16 protein-coding genes are annotated in these 18,961 nt (G+C 68.8%); 12 read left to right on the top strand and 4 right to left on the bottom strand.

All coding sequences use genetic code 11. The features are described 5' to 3' along the window. The first annotated feature begins 130 nt into the window (after positions 1-130). The 10 genes from ACUDCK_RS01905 to dapD all read left to right on the top strand — a co-directional run bounded on the left by ACUDCK_RS01905 (position 131) and on the right by dapD (position 11,966). The gene (locus tag ACUDCK_RS01905; protein WP_064527947.1) at positions 131-1,567 is read left to right on the top strand and encodes a M20 family metallopeptidase; all 1,437 of its coding nucleotides are present in this window, start codon (positions 131-133) and stop codon (positions 1,565-1,567) included. Between the two features lie 53 nt (positions 1,568-1,620). Beyond that, complete coding sequence (locus tag ACUDCK_RS01900; protein ID WP_116793235.1) at positions 1,621-2,592, top strand: succinylglutamate desuccinylase/aspartoacylase domain-containing protein; 972 nt, start codon at positions 1,621-1,623, stop codon at positions 2,590-2,592. Between the two features lie 63 nt (positions 2,593-2,655). Further along, positions 2,656-4,296, top strand: coding sequence for an ABC transporter substrate-binding protein (locus ACUDCK_RS01895; RefSeq protein ID WP_175167218.1), 1,641 nt, complete (start codon positions 2,656-2,658; stop codon positions 4,294-4,296). 50 nt (positions 4,297-4,346) lie between these two features. Next, the gene (locus ACUDCK_RS01890; RefSeq protein WP_006392551.1) at positions 4,347-5,324 is read left to right on the top strand and encodes an ABC transporter permease; all 978 of its coding nucleotides are present in this window, start codon (positions 4,347-4,349) and stop codon (positions 5,322-5,324) included. 5 nt (positions 5,325-5,329) lie between these two features. Continuing rightward, positions 5,330-6,247, top strand: a complete 918-nt coding sequence (locus ACUDCK_RS01885) for an ABC transporter permease (RefSeq protein WP_064527951.1) — start codon at positions 5,330-5,332, stop codon at positions 6,245-6,247. Further along, positions 6,244-7,227 (top strand): ABC transporter ATP-binding protein, encoded by a 984-nt coding sequence (locus ACUDCK_RS01880; RefSeq protein ID WP_064527953.1) that lies wholly within the window; start codon positions 6,244-6,246, stop codon positions 7,225-7,227. Before ACUDCK_RS01885 ends, ACUDCK_RS01880 begins: the two co-directional genes overlap by 4 nt. After that, positions 7,224-8,234 (top strand): ABC transporter ATP-binding protein, encoded by a 1,011-nt coding sequence (locus ACUDCK_RS01875; RefSeq protein WP_020925445.1) that lies wholly within the window; start codon positions 7,224-7,226, stop codon positions 8,232-8,234. The genes ACUDCK_RS01880 and ACUDCK_RS01875 overlap by 4 nt, the downstream gene beginning before the upstream one ends. Before the next feature lie 5 nt (positions 8,235-8,239). Further along, a complete protein-coding gene (locus ACUDCK_RS01870) occupies positions 8,240-9,145 on the top strand; it encodes a hydrolase (protein ID WP_035182640.1) in 906 nt (301 codons plus the stop codon). Positions 9,146-9,178: 33 nt separating this feature from the next. Further along, the gene (locus ACUDCK_RS01865; protein WP_054503604.1) at positions 9,179-10,309 is read left to right on the top strand and encodes a M20 family metallopeptidase; all 1,131 of its coding nucleotides are present in this window, start codon (positions 9,179-9,181) and stop codon (positions 10,307-10,309) included. 676 nt (positions 10,310-10,985) lie between these two features. Beyond that, a complete protein-coding gene (gene dapD / locus ACUDCK_RS01860; RefSeq protein WP_054503605.1) occupies positions 10,986-11,966 on the top strand; it encodes a 2,3,4,5-tetrahydropyridine-2,6-dicarboxylate N-succinyltransferase in 981 nt (326 codons plus the stop codon). 39 nt (positions 11,967-12,005) lie between these two features. Here dapD and ACUDCK_RS01855 read toward each other — a convergent pair whose 3' ends face one another. After that, complete coding sequence (locus ACUDCK_RS01855) at positions 12,006-12,938, bottom strand: GlxA family transcriptional regulator (protein WP_054503606.1); 933 nt, start codon at positions 12,936-12,938, stop codon at positions 12,006-12,008. Positions 12,939-13,063: 125 nt separating this feature from the next. On the opposite strand from ACUDCK_RS01855, the gene ACUDCK_RS01850 reads away from it, so the two are divergent. Next, positions 13,064-13,900 (top strand): SDR family NAD(P)-dependent oxidoreductase, encoded by an 837-nt coding sequence (locus ACUDCK_RS01850; protein ID WP_175167219.1) that lies wholly within the window; start codon positions 13,064-13,066, stop codon positions 13,898-13,900. Here ACUDCK_RS01850 and ACUDCK_RS01845 read toward each other — a convergent pair. Next, on the bottom strand, positions 13,867-14,706 hold the full coding sequence (locus ACUDCK_RS01845; protein ID WP_054503608.1) for a class II glutamine amidotransferase: 840 nt from the start codon (positions 14,704-14,706) through the stop codon (positions 13,867-13,869). The genes ACUDCK_RS01850 and ACUDCK_RS01845 overlap by 34 nt on opposite strands. A gap of 139 nt (positions 14,707-14,845) precedes the next feature. Here ACUDCK_RS01845 and ACUDCK_RS01840 point away from each other — a divergent pair, with 139 nt between their 5' ends. Continuing rightward, positions 14,846-15,904 carry a threonine aldolase family protein gene (locus tag ACUDCK_RS01840; protein ID WP_175167220.1) on the top strand — a complete coding sequence of 353 codons (1,059 nt, stop codon included), beginning with the start codon at positions 14,846-14,848 and terminating at the stop codon, positions 15,902-15,904. 64 nt (positions 15,905-15,968) lie between these two features. Here ACUDCK_RS01840 and ACUDCK_RS01835 read toward each other — a convergent pair whose 3' ends face one another. Further along, the gene (locus ACUDCK_RS01835) at positions 15,969-16,796 is read right to left on the bottom strand and encodes an AraC family transcriptional regulator (protein WP_064528389.1); all 828 of its coding nucleotides are present in this window, start codon (positions 16,794-16,796) and stop codon (positions 15,969-15,971) included. 71 nt (positions 16,797-16,867) lie between these two features. Then, entirely contained in the window at positions 16,868-18,931 is a 2,064-nt protein-coding gene (locus tag ACUDCK_RS01830; protein ID WP_049070843.1) for a UvrD-helicase domain-containing protein, read from the bottom strand. Positions 18,932-18,961: the final 30 nt, after the last annotated feature.

Here is an 18,961-nt window from a genome sequence, read left to right as displayed (position 1 = left end):
ATAGCTTTGCCTTTTTTGCAAAGCTTCCGATAAATATTCTAATTGTAGAGAAAGCTTCCCTGATCCTAGAATTTGCGCAACGATTCAGCAGGGTGCGCAATGACGCGCCCTGCCAGACAAGGGGAAGTCCGTGCCAGCAGCAGTCACGAGCGCCAACCGCGCCGCCGCCATCGGCCGCGCGGTCGCATATGCCGATAGCGGCGCCTTGCAGCGCGACGTGGCGGAGCTGGTCGCGCACCGCACCGAAAGCCAGAACCCGGACCAACGCGCCGCGCTCCACGACTACCTGCGCGCGGCGGTCGCGCCGCGCCTGGAAGCGCTGGGCTGTTCCTGGCGCGTCGAGGACAACCCCGTCGCCGGCGGTCCGCCGTTCCTGCTGGCCGAGCGCATCGAGGACCCGGCCCTGCCCACCGTGCTGATGTACGCCCACGGCGACGTGGTGCGCGGCTATGACGAGCAATGGCGCGCCGGCCTGGCGCCGTGGCGCCTGACGGCCGAGGGCGATCGCTGGTACGGCCGCGGCGCCGCCGACAACAAGGGACAGTACTGCGTCAACATGACCGCGCTGGAACAGGTGCGGGCCGAACGCGGCGGGCGCCTGGGCTTCAACCTGCGCATGCTGGTGGAATGCGGCGAGGAAGTCGGCTCGCCCGGCCTGCACCAGGCGTGCGCCGACTGGCGCGACGCCCTGGCGGCGGATGTCTTCATCGCCTCCGACGGCCCTCGGCTGGCGGCCGACCTGCCGACACTGTTCCTGGGCTCGCGCGGCACGCTGCTGTTCGACCTGACGGTGGACCTGCGCGGCCACGCCCACCACTCGGGCAACTGGGGCGGCGTGCTGCCCAATCCCGGCATCATCCTGGCAAACGCGCTGGCCAGCCTGGTGGATGCGCGCGGCCGATTGCTGGTCGACGGCCTGCGTCCGCCGGCGATTCCGCCCGCCGTGCGCCAGGCGCTGGCGGACATCCAGGTCGGCCAGGACGACGACGCACCCGAGATCGACCCGGACTGGGGCGAGCCCGGCCTGTCGCTGGCCGAGCGCCTGTTTGGCTGGAACACGCTGGAAGTGCTGGCCTACAAGACCGGCAATCCCGACAACCCGGTAGGCGCGATTCCGCCGCGCGCCAGCGCCACCTGCAACCTGCGTTTCGTGGTCGGCACCGACTGGCGCCAGGCCGAGGGCATCCTGCGCCGGCACCTGGACGCGCGGGGCCTGCGGCAGGTCCAGGTCCGCGTGCGGCGCGGCACGCCGGCCACCCGGCTGGACCCGGACGATCCGTGGGCGCGCTGGGCCGTGGCCTCGCTGGCCGCCACCACCGGCAAGACGCCCGCGCTGCTGCCGAACCTGGGCGGCACCGTGCCCAACGACGCCTTCTCGGACGTGCTGGGGCTGCCCACCATCTGGGTGCCGCATTCCTATCCCGCCTGTTGCCAGCATGGCCCCGACGAACACCTGCTCGCCTCGGTGGCGCGCGAAGGCGCGGCGGTGATGGCCGGCCTGTTCTGGGACCTGGGCGAACAGGGCGCGGCCGTGGCCGCGCAACGCGAGCGCCTGACCGCCACCTGACCGCCTTCGGGCGTCATCCCTTATACAATCCCCCTCGCTTGATCGGAGTTCCCATGTCCTCGTCCCCTACCGCGTCCCGTCCGCGTCCCTTTTTGCTCGCCTGTCCGGATCTGGCGGCCGAGCGCGTGGGCAACACGGATACCCCCGGCGTCTGGCATTTCGACTCCGGCGCGCCGGGCAAGCGCGTGATGCTCAGCGCCCTGGTCCACGGCAACGAGCTGTGCGGCGCCTGGGCCCTGAAGGACGCGCTGGCCGCCGGCCTGCGCCCGCGCCGTGGTTCGCTGACGCTGGCATTCTGCAACCTGGCCGCGTTCGACCGCTTCGATCCGGCCAACTACGCGCCGGCGCGCTTCGTCGACGAAGACATGAACCGCGTCTGGAGCGACGACAAGCTGGCCCAGCCCATCAGCCAGGAACGCCGCCGCGCCGCCGCCCTGCGCCCGTGGGTGGCGCAGGCCGACTGGCTGCTGGACTTCCACTCGATGAGCAATTCCGACGTGCCGCTGCAACTGACCGGCATGGAACAGCGCAACATCGATCTGGCCCTGTCGCTGGGCAACCCCGCCACCATCATCGCCGACGCCGGCCATGCCGCCGGCGTGCGCATGCGCGACTACGGCCGTTTCGGCGAGGCCGGCGACAACGGCACCCGCTCGCTGCTGATCGAATGCGGCTTCCATGGCGCGCCCGAGGCGCGCGGCGTGGCGGTCGATCAGATGGCGCGCTTCCTGGTGGCGGCCGGCACCGTGGACGAGGCCGACCTGCCCGCCGCCTGGTTCGCCCCCCAGGCCAGCGCGCAGCGCGCGCTGCGCGTGACCCACGCAATCGCCGCCAAGAGCGCCGACTTCCGTTTCGCCGAGCCCTGGAAGGGCCTGGAGACGCTGGCGCGCGCCGGCACCGCCATCGGCTGGTCCGAGGGCGAGGCCGTGACCACGCCGTACGACAACTGCGTCCTGATCATGCCGTCGACCGCCAACCTGCGGGCCGGGGTGACGGTGGTGCGGCTGGCGCAACCGATCGTCTGATGCATCGCGCGGCGCGCCCTCGATGGCGCGCCGCCTCATAAAAAAACCACCAAGGGAAGCAGCATGTCCGCAAACGTTTTCATTCGCAGCGCGTTATCGACCTGTACGCTGGCGGCCGCCCTGGCCGCTGGCGCCATGGCCCAGGCCCAGTCGGCCCCGCAGACGCTGCGGATCGGCCTGTCGTCCGAACCCACGGCGATGGACCCGCACTACCACCAGGTCACGCCCAACGACGCGATGACCTCGCACATCTTCGAGACGCTGATCGGCCAGGACGCCAAGATGAATCTGGTGCCGCGGCTGGCGACCGCCTGGAAGGCGGTGGACGACACCACCTGGGAATTCACGCTGCGCGACGGCGTGAAGTTCTCCAATGGCCAGCCGTTCACGCCCCAGGACGTGATCTTCACGCTGTGCCGCGCGTTCCACAACGAGCAGTCGATCGGCGGCTCGTACCTGAGCGTGGTGCAGAAGCTGGCCAGCATCGACGTGCGCGACGGCAACGTGCTGGTCATCAAGACCCACCTGCCCTACCCGCTGCTGCCCAACGACCTGACCCGCAACGCCATGCTGTGGAGCGGCATCGTCGAGCATGGCCCGATCCGCTTCGATCCCAAGAATGGTTGCGGCGTGACCGGCCCCTGGCCCACCATCAGCGACTTCAACAGCGGCAAATCCGCCATCGGCACCGGCCCGTACACGCTCAAGTCGTACGTCAAGGGCAGCGCCATCGAGCTGGCGCGCAACGACGCCTACTGGGGCGACAAGCCGGCCTGGCCGAACGTGCGCCTGATTCCGGTGCCGGCCGCCGGCCCGCGCCTGACCGGCCTCCTGGCCGGCGACTTCGACCTGATCGAGAACCCCGCCGCGCGCGACGTCAAGCGCATCTCGGAAACGCCGGGCTTCGGCTACGTCATCACGCCGTCGGTGCGGGTGGTGTACTTCCAGTTCGACGTGGCGCGCAGCCCCAGCCCGATGGTGCGCGCCGCCGACGGCAAGAACCCGCTGCAGGACGTGCGCGTGCGCCGCGCCATCTCGATGGCGATCGACCGCAAGGCCATTACCGCCCGCATCATGGACGGCGCCGCCACCCCGGCCAACCAGTTCCTGCCCGACGGCATGTTCGGCACGCTGCAGCCGCCGCCAGAACTGAAGTACGATCCGGCCGCCGCCAAAAAGCTGCTGGCCGAGGCCGGCTACCCGGACGGCTTCGAGCTGACCATCTCGTCGACCAACGACCGCTACATCAACGACGCGCAGATCTCGCAGGCCGTGGCCCAATATCTGTCGCGCGTGGGCATCAAGACGACCGTGGACGCGATGACGCGCTCGGTCTACTTTCCCAAGCGCGCCAAGCGCGAGTTCAGCTTCGCCATGGGCGGCTGGTCGTCGGAAACCGGCGAAGCCTCGTCGTTCCTGCAGTACTGGGTCAGCGCCTTCGACAAGGAACACGGCCTGGGCACCAGCAACTACGGCGGCTATGACAATCCGGCCTTCGACAAGGTCTTCAAGCGCGCCCTGACCACCGTCGATCCGGCGGTGCGTGAGAAGCTGCTGCAGGAGTCCCTGACCCTGGCGCTGGCCAACCTGCCCAGCATTCCGCTGCATTTCGAAAGCAGCATCTGGGCGTTCCGCAAGGGCCTGACGTACGAAGGCCGCGCCGACCAATACACCCTGGCCATGTCGGCCAAGCCCGCCAATTAAGATCGCCGTTTCCGGCGCCTGCAACCCCGAGCCCACCAAGGAAATATCACGTGGCCCTTTTCATCCTACGCAGACTGATCCAGAGTCTGTTCGTGCTGCTGGCCGTCTCGGTCGTGGTCTTCTTCGCGGTGTATGCCGTGGGCGACCCGATCGAACTGCTGGTCAGCCCCGAAGCCAGCCAGGCGGCGCGCGAGGCGATGATCGCCCGCCTCGGCCTGGACCTGCCCGTGTGGCAGCAATACACAGGGTTCCTGTGGCGCGCGCTGCACGGCGACCTGGGCACCTCGTTCGTGCACGGCATCCCGGCCATCGAGCTGATCGTGCAGCGCATCCCCGCCACCTTCGAGCTGGTGATCGTGGCCATCGGCCTGACCTGTGTGATCGGCATACCGCTGGGCCTGGTGGCCGGCCTGTACCGCGATGAGCCCCTGGGCCGCGGCATCATGGCGTCGTCGGTGCTGGGCTTCTCGCTGCCCAACTTCTGGCAGGGCATGATGCTGATCCTGCTGTTCGCGGTGTGGCTCGGCTGGCTGCCCGCCACCGGCCGCGGCGACACCGTGACGGTGCTGGGCGTGCGCCTGTCGATCCTGACGGCCGACGGCTGGTCGCACCTGATCATGCCGGCCATCAACCTGGCGCTGGCCAACATCGCGCTGGTGCTGCGCCTGACCGCCTCCGGCGTGGTCGAGGCCCGCAGCCAGGACTACGTGAAGTTCGCGCGCGCCAAGGGCATCAAGCCCGGCCGCATCGTGCGCCGCCACATCCTGCGCAACATCCTGATCCCGGTGGTCACCGTCATCGGCATGGAATTCGGCAGCCTGATCGCCTATTCCACCATCACCGAGACCGTGTTCGCGTGGCCCGGCATGGGCAAGCTGCTCATCGACAGCGTCTACCAGCTCGACCGGCCTGTGGTGGTCGCGTACGTGATGCTGGTCACCCTGATCTTCGTGGTCATCAACCTGGTTGTGGACATCCTGTACGCCGCGCTCGACCCGCGCGTGCAGCTCGTGACCCCCGCTCAATAATCGCCATGGCTCAATCTCCCAATACCGGCCGCACCCGTACCGTCCAGCCCCTGGCCGATACGCCCAAGCGCGCCTCGATCCTGAAGAAACTGCGGGCCCGCCCGACCGTGCGCGGCTCGGTCATCGCCCTGACCATCCTGGTGCTGCTGGTGGTGTTCGCGCCCTACTTCGCGCCGCAGAACCCCTATGACCTGGCCAACCTGTCGCTGATGGACGGCCGCCTGGCGCCGCGCCAGGCGCTGATGGACGGCAGCATCGCCTGGCTCGGCACCGACGACCAGGGCCGCGACATGCTCAGCGCCATCCTGTACGGCCTGCGCATCAGCCTGATGGTGGGCCTGTCGGCCGTGATGCTGGCCACCGCCGTGGGCGGCGCGGTCGGCCTGGTGGCCGCCTACGTCGGCGGCCTGGTCGACACCGTGCTGATGCGCATCGTCGACTTCATCCTGGGTTTCCCGACCATCCTGGTGGCGCTGGTGCTGCTGGTGGTGCTGGGGCGCGGGGTCGACAAGGTGATCCTGGCGCTGGTGCTGGTGCAATGGGGCCACTATGCCCGCATCATGCGCAGCCGCGCGCTGCAGGAGCGGCGCAAGGAGTACGTGGAGGCCGCCGCCAACCTGGGCTTCCCGGCCTGGCGCATCATGGTGTTCCACCTGCTGCCCAACTGCCTGGGCCCCGTCATGGTGTTCGCCACCATCCAGATCGCCACCGCCATCGCGCTGGAAGCGACGCTGTCGTTCCTGGGCGTCGGCGTGCCGATCACCGAACCGTCGCTGGGCCTGCTGATCTCCAACGGCTTCCAGTACCTGCTGTCGGGCGACTACTGGATCAGCCTGTTCCCGGGCATTGCACTGCTGTTGCTCATTCTTTCAATCAATATCGTCGGCGACCGCCTGCGTGAAAGCCTGGACCCCAAGCGATGAGTGAAGTCCTTCTTGATGTGCGCGGCCTGCGCACCGCATTCCATACCGAGGCCGGCGCCTGGCTGGCGGTCGACGGTGTCGACCTGACCGTGCGCCGCGGCGAGATCGTGGGCCTGGTCGGCGAGTCCGGCTCGGGCAAGTCGGTCACCGGCTTCTCGCTGCTGGGGCTGATCGATCCGCCGGGGGAAGTCGTCGACGGCGAAGTGAAGTTCAAGGGCAACGACCTGCGCAAGCTCTCCGAAGAGCAGATGCGCCAGTTGCGCGGCAACCGCATCGCCATGATCTTCCAGGACCCGCTGATGACGCTCAACCCGGTGCTGCGCATCGGCGAGCAGATGATGGAAGCCATCCTGACGCACGAGGACGTGCCGCGCGCCGAGGCCATGGAACGCTGCCGCGAGGCGCTGGCCATGGTCGGCATTCCGTCGCCGGAGAAGCGCCTGAAGAGCTACCCGCACGAGTTCTCGGGTGGCATGCGCCAGCGCGTGGCGATCGCCATCGCCATGCTCAACAAGCCCGACCTGATCATCTGCGACGAGCCGACCACGGCGCTGGACGTGACCATCCAGGGCCAGATCCTGTACCGCATGCAGGAGATCTGCCGCGAGCACAACACGGCGCTGATCTGGATCACCCACGACCTGGGCGTGGTGGCCGAGCTGGCCGACCGCGTCGCGGTCATGTATGCCGGCCGCATCGTCGAGAGCGGCCCGGTCGAACAGGTGCTGGACGCGCCGCGCCATCCGTACACCCGCGGCCTGCTGGACTCGATGCCCGGCGCCACCACGCCGGGCGCGCGCCTGCACCAGATCAACGGCATGGCGCCCAGCCTGGCCGGCCGCCCGTCGGGCTGTGCCTTCCGGCCGCGCTGCACCCACGCGGTCACGCGCTGCACCGAACAAGCCCCCACCGTTACCACCGAAGGTTCGCGCAGCTATCGCTGTTACGTCCCGATCGCCCGCGAGGCCGAGCAAGCATGAGTCAAGCCGATACCCCCGTCATCGAGCTCAGGAACGTCCACAAGCGCTTCGAACAGCGTCCCGACCTGGCCCAGCGCATCCTGGCCCTGGGCGGCCGCCCGATCGACCGCCGCACCGTGTATGCCGTCAACGGCGTCGACCTGCGCATCGGCCGCGGCGAAGTCGTCGGCCTGGTGGGCGAGTCCGGCTGCGGCAAGTCCACCCTGGGCCGCGTCGTTGCCGGCCTGCACCGCCAGACCGAAGGCGACCTGCTCTACCAGGGCCAGGACGCGCGTCGACTGCGCGGCGCCGACAAGCTGGCCTACACGCTGGGCGTGCAGATGATCTTCCAGGATCCGCAGGCCTCGCTCAACCCGCGCCAGCGCCTGCGCCAGATCCTGGGCGAATCGCTCAAGGTGCACAAGCTGGCGCCGCCGGCCGAGATTCCCGCGCGCATCGACCAGGCCCTGAAGGAAGTGGGCCTGGACACCGAGTACCGCGACCGCTTTCCGCACCAGATTTCGGGCGGCCAGCGCCAGCGCATCGGCATCGCCCGCGCGCTGATGGTGGCGCCCAAGTTCCTGGTGTGCGACGAACCAGTGGCGGCGCTGGATGTTTCGATCCAGGCGCAGGTGATCAACCTGTTCATGGACCTGCGCGAGCAGCACGGTTTCACGTACCTCTTCATCAGCCACGACCTGGGCGTGGTGCGCCACATCTCGGATCGCGTGGCTATCATGTACCTGGGCAAGATCGTCGAGATCTCGACCTCGGCCGAGATCTTCGCGCGCGCCAACCATCCGTACACCCAGGCCCTGATGGCCGAGGTGCCGGACGTGGCGCGCCGCGGCCGCAAGTTCACGCCGATCAAGGGCGAGATCCCGTCGCCGCTGAATCCGCCGTCGGGCTGTACCTTCAACCCGCGCTGCCCGCACGCCATGCCGCGCTGCCGCGAGCAGGCGCCGACGCTGAAGGAAATCTCTCCGGGCCACTGGTCGGCCTGCCACCTGAACGAAGCCACCGCCTGAACGCCATGAAACCCTCTGACATGTCCAACGTGGACCGCATCGCCATCGAAATGGGCCATGCCGGCCGCAACGCCATCACCTATATCGACGAGGATCGCAATTCCGATCGCCCGTTCAAGCTGCAGACCTACCGCCCCTACGGCTACACCCCGGATCGCCCGGTGGTGATCGTGCAGCATGGCGTGCTGCGCAACGGCGACGAATACCGCGACTTCTGGGTCGAGGCCGCCGACAAGCACAAGCTGCTGATCGTGGCGCTGACCTTCTCCAACGAGATCTGGCCGGGCGTGGAAAGCTACAACAATGGCCGCGTGTTCTCGGCCGGCGGCAATCCGCGCCACATCGACGGCTGGACCTACGCGCTGGTCGGCAACGTGATCCGCGACATGATCGACGCCGAGATCACCGATGGCCAGAATGTCTACCTGTTCGGCCACTCGGCCGGCGGCCAGTTCGTGCACCGCCTGATGAGCAGCCAGTCGCACGCGCCGTTCAAGGCCGTGGCGGCCGGCAACCCCGGCTGGTACACCCTGCCGACCTTCGACTACCCCTTCCCCGAAGGCATGGACGGCGTCGGCCTGACCGAGGACCACCTGGTCAAGCTGCTGGCGTACCCGATGACGATCCTGGCCGGCGACCAGGACATCGCCACCGACGACCCCAACCTGCCGTCGGAACCGGCCGCCATGCGCCAGGGGCCGCACCGCTTCGCCCGCGCCCACAACTACTTCGAGGCCGGCCGCAAGGAAGCCGAGCGCCGCGGCGTGCCGTTCAACTGGACGCTGCAGGTGGTGCCCGGCATCGGCCACGACGGCCGCGCCATGTCCGCGGTCTGCGCCAGCCTGTGGTTCGAGGGCGGCATGCCGAGCGACGCCGAACTGGCCCGCCTGGCCGGCCAGCAGGTCGCCTGAACGTTCCCTTTCATTCCCGCTAGCAGAATCGCCATGTCCTCCACTTCCCGCACTGAACAACTCGTCGCCGGCATCCAGAGCTGGCTGCAATGCGAATCGCCTTCGAACTTCCCCGACGGCATCGCCGCGATGGCCCGCATCATCGCCGACTACGCCGCCGCGGCCGGCCTGACGGTGGAACTGTCGTCGCTCGGCCCCGCCACCGGCCCGCTGCTGTACGCCACCAACCGCGCCGCTGGCGACACCCGCCCCGGCATCCTGATCCTGGCGCACATGGACACGGTGCACCCGGTCGGCACGCTGCTGGAGAACCCGGTGCGCATCGAGGGCGACCGCCTCTACGGCCCCGGCAGCTACGACATGAAGGCCGGCATCTACCTGGCGCTGACGGCGCTGGCCAGCGTGGCCCGCCCCGGCGCGACGCAACTGCCGGTGGATTTCCTGGTGGTGCCCGACGAGGAAACCGGCAGCCATGCCTCGCGCGCGCACATCGAACGCTTCGCCGCCAATGCCAAGTACGCCCTGGTGTGCGAACCGGCCCGCCCCAACGGCGGCAAGTGCGTGACGGCGCGCAAGGGCACCGGCATGCTGAACCTGAACGTCAAGGGCCGCCCCGCCCACGCCGGCATGCAGCACGAGAAAGGCCGCAGCGCGATCCGCGAAATGGCGCACCAGGTGCTGGCGCTGGAAGCGATGACGGACTACGAGCGCGGCATCACCGTGAGCGTGGGCACGATCGCCGGCGGCACCGTCACCAACACCGTGCCGGCGCTGTGCCGCTGCGTGGTGGACTTCCGCGTGCCCGACATGGGCGCGGCCGAAGACGTGCTGCGCCGTATGCGCGAGCTGTGCGCGGTGGGCCCGGACGTGGAACTGGACATCGACGTGGAACTGAACCGCCCGCCGATGGTGAAGACCGAGGAAGCCGCCGCGCTGCTGGCGCTGGTGCAAGGCTACGCGGAACGCGCCGGCTTCCTGCTGGAAGACGCGCCGATGACCGGCGGCGGCAGCGACGCCAACTTCACCTCGGCCATGGGGATTCCGACGCTGGATGGTCTTGGGGCGGATGGGGACGGGGCGCATACGCTGAATGAGTACATCTTGGTTTCTACGTTGGAGCAGCGGTTGAAGTTCTGGGAGTTGTTGTTGAAGGAACTTGCTTAGAGTTCTTTTTGCGGCGGGTTGGGTTCTTTAGCCGCGGGTGTCGGGGCAGGCGGAGGATGGCGGGGCTACGATTGCGGTCCGGAGCCTTCGCTCCGGACTGCCCCGTCGTCATCCTCGTCCTCGCCTTCGGCGACTCCTTCGGATTCCCTCGGGCGCATCTACACGCCCCGCCATCCTCCGCCTGCCCCGACACCCGCTCACGATGAGACTTAGTGACGGGCTCTGGGGCGAATGGGGTGCTTGGCATGCTATTGCCCATCAGGGGTGGGGAGAGGATCTTGCGGGGCCCGCCTCAAGCCGGCCGCGCGGGCGGCCTTTTGAGGCTTACGCGGCGTCTTGCGTCGTCGCGTTGACGCTGGCGCGCGTGGATGCGGCGCTGTCGAGCACGACTGAGAGATTGCGCGCACCACACTTGTTTGTGGGCGGCGCGGCAGACTCGTGACGCGCAACATGACATCCATCGCGCCGCCCACCACCGCCCCTCCCCCTGATGCGCGGCCCAAATAGAAAACCCCTCAACACCAGCGCACAGCGCACCCGTCTCGCCTTCAAATGCGCAGACGCCCCTTGCGGCCGCCTGCCCGAGGGGCGGCCTACGAAGCGCCCCGCCGCCCCCGAATAGAAAGCCCCGCCCCCATCGCCTAGAATATTCCCAAGAAAATCCCAAAAAAAGCCCATGCAAGAACACCCCCAAAACAGCGCCATCGCCTACGGCCTGGCCACGATCGCCGCCGACGGCACCGTCCTCGATACCTGGTATCCGCGCCCGTCCCTGACCGACAAGACGCCCGCGGGCGGCACCCGGCACCTCACGCCTGAAGAAGCGCGAGCCGCGCTCGGCGAGCACGTGCCCACCTCGCTGGGGCGCGACACCCGGCGCAAAGTCGACATCGTCGCCGTGCGCACCGCCATCGCCTCGCTCGACCAGCCGCCCGCCGACGCACACGACGCCTACCTGCGCCTGCACCTGCTCAGCCACCGACTCATCCGGCCGCATGGCGCCAACCTCGACGGGTTGTTCAACGTGCTCGCAAATGTGGCCTGGACCTCCGCCGGCCCCTGCGCCGTCGACCAGGTCGACGCGCTGCGCTGGCAACTGCGCGCCACCGGGCAGATCCTTGAAATCCGCGGCGTCGACAAGATCCCGCGCATGACCGACTACGTCGTGCCCGCCGGCGTGCGCATCGCCGACACCGCCCGCGTGCGGCTCGGCGCGCACCTGGCCGCCGGCACCACCGTGCTGCACGAAGGCTTCTGCAACTTCAACGCCGGCACCCTCGGCGCCTCCATGGTCGAAGGCCGCATCAGCGCCGGCGTCATCGTCGATGACGGCACCGACATCGGCGGCGGCGCCTCCATCATGGGCACCATGTCGGGCGGCGGCAAACAGGTCGTGGCGATTGGCAAGCGCTGCCTGCTTGGCGCCAACTCCGGCATCGGCATCTCGCTGGGCGACGACTGCGTGGTCGAAGCGGGCTGCTACGTCACCGCCGGCACCCGCGTGCTGACGCCGGAAGGCGCGGTGGTCAAGGCAGTGGAGCTGGCCGGCCAGCACGGACTGCTGTTCCGCCGCAACTCGCAGACCGGCGCGGTCGAAACGCTGGTGCGCACGGCCGCCTGGGGCACCTTGAACCCGGCGCTGCACACCGGGCACTGATCGGGCGGCCCGTCACGGGCCGTCCGCGCGACGCCGTCGTCAGGCGTGCAGCAACCGCCGCATCGCCTGCGGCGACTGGCCGAACGCGCGCAGAAAAGCCTTGCGCATGCGGTCGCGGTCGCCAAAGCCGGTTTCGCGCGCCACCACCTCGGCCGCATGACGGCCGGACTGCATCATGTCCTGCGCCGCCTCCAACCGCAGATGTTCCACCGCCTTGGCCGGAGACTGGCCCGTTTCCTGGCGGAACACACGGCTGAACTGGCGCGGGCTCAGGTGCGCGGCGCGCGCCAGCTCGTCCACCGACAATTCGGCCTTCAGGTTGGCCTTGGCATAGGCCAGCGCGGTCTGCACCCGATCGGACTTCGCATCCAGCTCCAGCAACGCCGAATACTGCGACTGTCCGCCCGCGCGGCGTTGTGTCAGCACCAGCTTGCGCGCGACCGCGCGCGCCATGTCCGCCCCCAGGTCCGCCTCCACCATGGCCAGCGCCAGATCAATGCCGGCGCTCATGCCCGCCGAGGTCCAGATCGGGCCGTCAGCCACGAAGATGCGGTCCTCGTCCACCTTGACCCGCGGATACTCGCGCTGCAGGCGCCGCGCATAGAACCAGTGAGTGGTGGCGCGGCGGCCGTCGAGCAGGCCGGCCTGCGCCAGCACGAACGCGCCGGTGCACATCGAGGCGCAACGGCGCACCCGCTCGCTGGCGCCGCGCAGCGCGCGCAACAGGCTCTCGGACGCGCCCTCGCCGGTGTTGTCGCCGGCGACGATCAAGGTGTCGAACGCGCGCCGCCCCAGCTTCTGCGTGTCCTGCGCAAACCCCAGCGAACTGGCCACCGGGCCGCCATGCTCGGACACCAGGACGACGCGATAGGCCGGTTCGCCGCTCTGGCGGTTGGCCATCTCGAAGACCGCGCTGGCCGCCAGGCTCATGAGCTGGAAGCCCGGGTGCAACAGGATCGCGATGGTTTTCATGGCTGGACCGTCCGTTTTCATCGTATGTCCTGAAAAGACGTTTCTATGTCATTGAGGATATTCCATCCCGGTTCTACTCTGCAAGGGTACCGGCACTACCCGCCGTCCCCATTTCGGAGTCTTTCATGAGCAACACCCCGTCTGGCAAATCCCCCGGCCGCGCCCTGGTCACCGGCGCCTCGTCCGGCATCGGCGCGCGCTACGCCCACCACCTGGCCCATCGCGGCCACGACCTGACGCTGGTGGCGCGCAACGTCGAACGCCTGGAAACCCTGGCCGCGCGACTGCGCGCCGAGACCGGCCGTGACGTGCGCGTGCTGCCAGCCGACCTGTCGCGGACCGACGGTGTGCAACGCGTGGCGCAAGCGCTGCGCGAGGACGACTCGCTGACCCTGGTGGTGAACAACGCCGGCATCGGCGCGGTGGCGCCGCTGCTGCAATCCGATGCCGCCCAGATGCAGGCCATGATCGACCTGAACATCAGCGCCCTCACCCACCTGACCATGGCGGCCGCGCCCGCCTTCGTGGCGCGCGGCGGCGGCACCATCATCAATATCGCGTCGATCGTCGGCCTGCACCCCGAGCTGCTCAACGGCGTCTACGGCGCCAGCAAGGCCTATGTGCTGGCCTACTCGCAGTCGCTGCGCCACGAACTGGCGGACAAGGGCCTGCGCGTCCAGGCGGTGCTGCCCGGCGCCACCGGCACCGAGTTCTGGGACCTGGCCGGCAAGCCGGCCAGCGAGTTGCCGTCCGCCATCGTGATGAGCGCGGACGACATGGTGCGCAGCGCGCTGGCGGGCCTGGACCAGGGCGAGTTCGTCACCATCCCGTCGCTGACCGACCCGACCCTGCTGGAACGCCTGGAAGCGGCGCGCCAGGCCCTGGGACCGGAACTGTCGCGCAATACGCCGGCGGCGCGCTATGGCATTCAGGCGCCCGGCGGCACCGGCACGAACGGATAGTGCTCGACGCGGCCCCGGCCCGCGATGATGGCGGTGGATTCGGGCACCTCTTCCCAGGCGCCCGGCATCTCGCTCAGCGGCTCGGACAGCAACAGGAATGCGTCATCGTCCAGCGCCGCGACCTTCGGGTCGTCGGGATAAAGCTCGCGCAGATGCCGCACGCAGGTGTTGTGGAACAGCGTGCGCGAATCGCGCTCGCTGGAATAGCGCACCGCGATCAGGCGCTCGCCATCCAGCGCGCACACGGTCATGTTGATGGGCCGGGCCACCCCGTGGCGCCGGCCGGTCTCCTCGACCGCGCCGACCATGCGCGCCAGCGCCTGCAGCGCGTCTTCCTCCAGGCCGAAAGTCAGCGCCAGCAGGAACATCACCTCGGAATCGGTCGACCCTTCCAGTGAACCGAAGTAGGCCGGCGCGATCATCAGCATCAGGTCGCGCCGCAGCAGCGGATAGTCGCGGATCACGCCGTTGTGCACGAACAGCCAGTTGCCATGGCGGAACGGATGGCAGTTGGTTTCCTGGGCCGGCGTGTCGGTGGCGGCGCGGATGTGCGCCACGAACAGCGGCGAATGGATGGCGCGCGCGGCCTCGCGCAGGTTGCGGTCGTTCCAGGCCGGATGCACGCTGCGGTAGCGGAACGGCGGCTCGGGCGGTCGGCCGTACCAGCCCAGGCCGAAGCCGTCGCCATTGGTGGTGGTGGCGCCCATGCGCGCATGCAGGCTCTGGTCGATCAGCGAGTGCGTGGCCTTGAACAGCACGCTCTCCATTTGCAGGGGACTCCCGGTGTAAGCCAGCCAGCGGCACATGATGCGCTCCTTGAAAAACCGGCCCGGCGCGGGCTCGCCGGGTCCGCCCCAGTGTAGGAGCGAGGCGCAATTTTCTACAAGCCCGGCCCGGCGCCGGCGGGCATAGTGAGGACCTGTCTGTCTTCACCGGAGCCCCGTATTGGACACCCCCGCCGCCGCCTCGCCCCAACAGGGTTTCGCCAGCGACAACACCGCCGGCGCCAGCCCCCAGATCCTGGCCGCGCTGCTGCGCGCCAATGAGGGACAGGCCCCCGCCTATGGCGCCGACGACATCACCCTGCGCGTCGAACGGCGCCTGGCCGAGATCTTCGAACGCGAGGTCGACGTGCTGCTGGTGCCCACCGGCACCGCCGCCAATTCGCTGGCGCTGGCGGCGCTGACGCCGCCCTGGGGCAGCGTGCTGTGCCACGCGCACAGCCACATCGCCAACGACGAATGCGGCGCGCCGCAGTTCTACAGCGGCGGCGCGCGCCTGGCGCTGCTGGAGGGCGCGGCCTCCAAGCTCGACCCCGCCCGGCTCGCGGAACAAGCGCGCCACAAGGCCGGAGACGTGCACTCGATGCCGCCGGCCTGCGTCAGCATCACACAGGCCACCGAGACCGGCAGCGTGTACACGCTGAACGAGATCCGGGCCCTCGGCGCCGTCTGCCGCGATGCCGGGCTGCCCCTGCACATGGACGGCGCGCGCTTCGCCAATGCCCTGGTCAGCCTGGACTGCACGCCAGCGGAAATGACCTGGAAGGCCGGCGTCGCGGCGCTGTCGTTCGGCGCCACCAAGAACGGCGCGCTGGGCGCCGAGGCCATCGTGCTGTTCGAACCCGGACGCGCCGCCGAACTGGCCTACCGGCGCAAGCGCGGCGGCCACCTGTTTTCGAAGATGCGGCTGCTGTCGGCACAGATGGAAGCCTATCTGGCGGACGACCTGTGGCTGCGCAACGCGCGCCAGGCCAACGCCATGGCGGCGCGGCTGGCGGCGGGCATGGCGAACCTGCCGGGCGTTGAACTCCAGGGGCCGGTCGAAGCCAACATCCTGTTCTGCCGGCTGCCGATCGCCGCCATTGACGGCTTGCTGGCGCAGGGCTTTCGCTTCTACCACGACCGCTGGGGCCCGGGCGTGGCGCGGCTGGTGACGTCGTTCACCACGCACGAGCAGGACGTCGATCACTTCCTGGCGGCGTTGCGCGCGCTGGTGCGATAACGACCCGCGCCGTTCCTCCGGCGCGCCGCGCGCCAGCGCCAGGACGACGCGGGAATCGGCGCGCTCAGGCCGCGCGCCGGTAGGCCGAGGGCGGCACCCCATAGGCCGTGCGGAACGCGCGGTTGAAATGGCTCTGGTCGTAGAAGCCGACATCGGCCGCCACCTGCGCGATCGGAGCGCGCGCCCGCGCCAGCGCGGCGCAGGCCCGCTCCAGGCGCAGCCGCGTCAGCCAGGCGTGCGGCGTCAGCCCCACCGACAGCGCGAAGCGGCGCAGGAACTGGTAGCGGCTCAGGCCGCAGAGCCGCGCCAGGTCTTCCAGACCGATCTTGTCGCCCAGGTGGGCCTGGCAATAATCCCGCACGACCCGCTGGTGCGCGAGCGACAGGCCGCCGCGCACCGCCTGGGGCGTCACCGCCCCCGTGCGCGCGAACAGCGTCCCCATCAGGGCCAGCGAGGCGGACTCGTGCGCCAGCGGCCCGGCGGCCGCATCCGCCATCCAGGAAGCGTGCAACGCCTTGAAGCGGGCCGCCAGCGCGGGTTCCTCGATCAAGGTGCCCAGGAACCGCTCGTCGGATGCGCCGCCCGAGACTTCGGCGATGAAATCGCGCATCAGGTCGGGCGACAGACGGAAGGTCTTCAGGGTGTAGGACTGGCCATAGTCGGCCACGCCGGCGCCATCATGGACCTCGCCGGGCGGCATCAGGGCGATGCCCCCGGGCCCCAGCAGCGTGCTGCGGCCACGGAAGGTCTGGCGCTGCACGCCCTGGGTCACCAGGCCGATGTGGTAATCGACGTGGTAGTGCCGGTCGAACTGGAAGTCGACCAGCCGCGCCACGCCCAGCACCAGGCCCGGCGTGCCGGGCACCGGTTGGTAACGCACGTCATCCTTCATCGTCAGCGCCATGATGCAAAGCGGCAGGTATAGATCCTGGACGCTCCCCCGTCATGTAATTTATTGCGGGGCTATTTCTTCAGCAAGGCCTTGAGCATGGCCATGCGTTCCTTGGGATTCATGGCGGCGGTGGTCTCGTCTTCCTGGATGCCCGGAGCATCCAGGCCCATTTCCTCGATGAAGCGCGACGGTTCGCGCACCAGGTCCTCGCGCGCCCGGCGCCGGCGCTTGCACCAGCTCAGGTTGAGGCTGCGCTGGGCTCGCGTGATGCCCACGTACATCAGCCGCCGCTCTTCCTGGATACGGGTGGCCAGGTTCTCCGCGGCGCGCGCCGGATCGCCCACCTCGTCGTCCTTGCCCAGGTGCGGCAGCAGGCCTTCTTCGACGCCCGCCAGGTACACGTGCGGATACTCCAGGCCCTTGGAGGCATGCAGGGTCGACATCTTGACCGCGTCCGGCTCCTCTTCCTCGCCCCGTTCGAGCATGGTCACCAGCGCAACGTGCTGCACCAGTTCGAACAGCGACATGTTGTCCTCTTCGGCCTTGCGCTTGAGCCAACCGGTCAGCTCCAGCACGTTCTGCCAGCGGGTCTGCGCCGGGCGTTCGTCGAACAGCTCGAACAGATGGCGTTCGTACTGGATCGCCTGCACCAGGTCGTCCAGGATCACGCCGGCGGGTTCGGCGGGCGCGCCATCGGCGCCGGCGGTGGCGCCACGGCCGGCGCGCCACTGCATGCGGCGGATGAATTCGGTGAAGGTGCGCAGCGGTTCGAGCTGGCGCGGCGCCAGCAGGCTTTCCAGCCCGGTCTCATCGACCGCCGCCAGCAGCGACAGCTCGCGAGTGGCGGCATACTGGCCCAGCGTCTGCAAAGTGGCCTGGCCGATGCCGCGCTTGGGCGTGGTGGCGGCGCGGATAAAGGCCGGATCGTCCTCGTCGTTGGCCAGCAGCCGCAGGTAGGCCAGGATGTCGCGCACCTCGGCCTTGTCGAAGAAACTCTGCCCGCCCGCGATCGTGTACGGGATCTTCAGGTTGCGCAGCGCCTGCTCCAGGATGCGCGACTGGTGATTGCCGCGATACAGGATGGCGAAATCCTTCCACTGCGCCTGGCGCTCGAAGCGCGAGGCCGAGATCTTCATGGCGATGGACTCGGCCTCGTGCTCCTCGCCGTCCATCGCCGAAACGACGATCGGCTCGCCCACGCCCAGGTCCGACCACAGCTTCTTTTCGAACAGCTTGGGGTTCTTCTCGATCACCTGGTTGGCCGCCGCCAGGATGCGCTGCACCGAGCGGTAGTTCTGCTCCAGCTTGATGAGCTTGAGATTGGGATAGTCGGTGGTCAGCTTGGCCAGGTTCTCGATAGTGGCGCCGCGCCAGGCGTAGATGGCCTGATCGTCGTCGCCCACCGCCGTGAACATGGCGCGCGGGCCGGTCAGCAACTGCACCAGGCGGTACTGGCAGACGTTGGTGTCCTGGTATTCATCGACCAGCAGGTAGCGCACGCGGTTCTGCCAGCGCGTGCGCACCTCTTCGTTGTTGGCCAGCAGGATGGCCGGGATGCGGATCAGGTCGTCGAAATCCACGGCCTGGTAGGCGGCCAGCGTGGCGGCGTAGCTGCGATAGACGTTGGCGGCCTCGACGTCGCCCGGCGTGATGGCTTCGCGCGCGGCGTCGTCGGGTTCCATCAGCGCGTTCTTCCACAGCGAGATGATGCCCTGCACGTGGCGCAGGCGGCCCTTGTCGGTGGTGGCCAGCAGCTCCTGGATGATCGCCATGGCGTCATCGGCGTCCAGGATCGAGAAGGTCGGCTTGAGACCCGCGTTGCGCGCCTCTTCGCGCAAGAGCTTCACGCCCAGCGAGTGGAAGGTGCTGATGGTCAGGCCCTTGCCCAGCTTGCGGTCCACCAGCGTCTTGACGCGCTCATCCATCTCGCGCGCGGCCTTGTTGGTGAAGGTCAGCGCCACCACGTTGCGGCCCATGTAGCCGCATTCGCGCAGCAGGTAGGCGATCTTCTGCGTGATGACGCGCGTCTTGCCGCTGCCGGCGCCGGCCAGCACCAGGCAGGGGCCGTCCAGGTACAGCACCGCCTCTTTCTGCGCGGGGTTCAGGCCGTGGCCGATGGGTTCGTGTGCGGACATGGGAGTCGGGGAAAGGGGAACGACATAGAG

Source organism: Achromobacter sp. CF-sbj1-Ac2-l (genome assembly GCF_052698165.1).
Note: the sequence above shows the minus strand (reverse complement) of the source record. Positions and strands in the feature narration are given on the sequence as shown.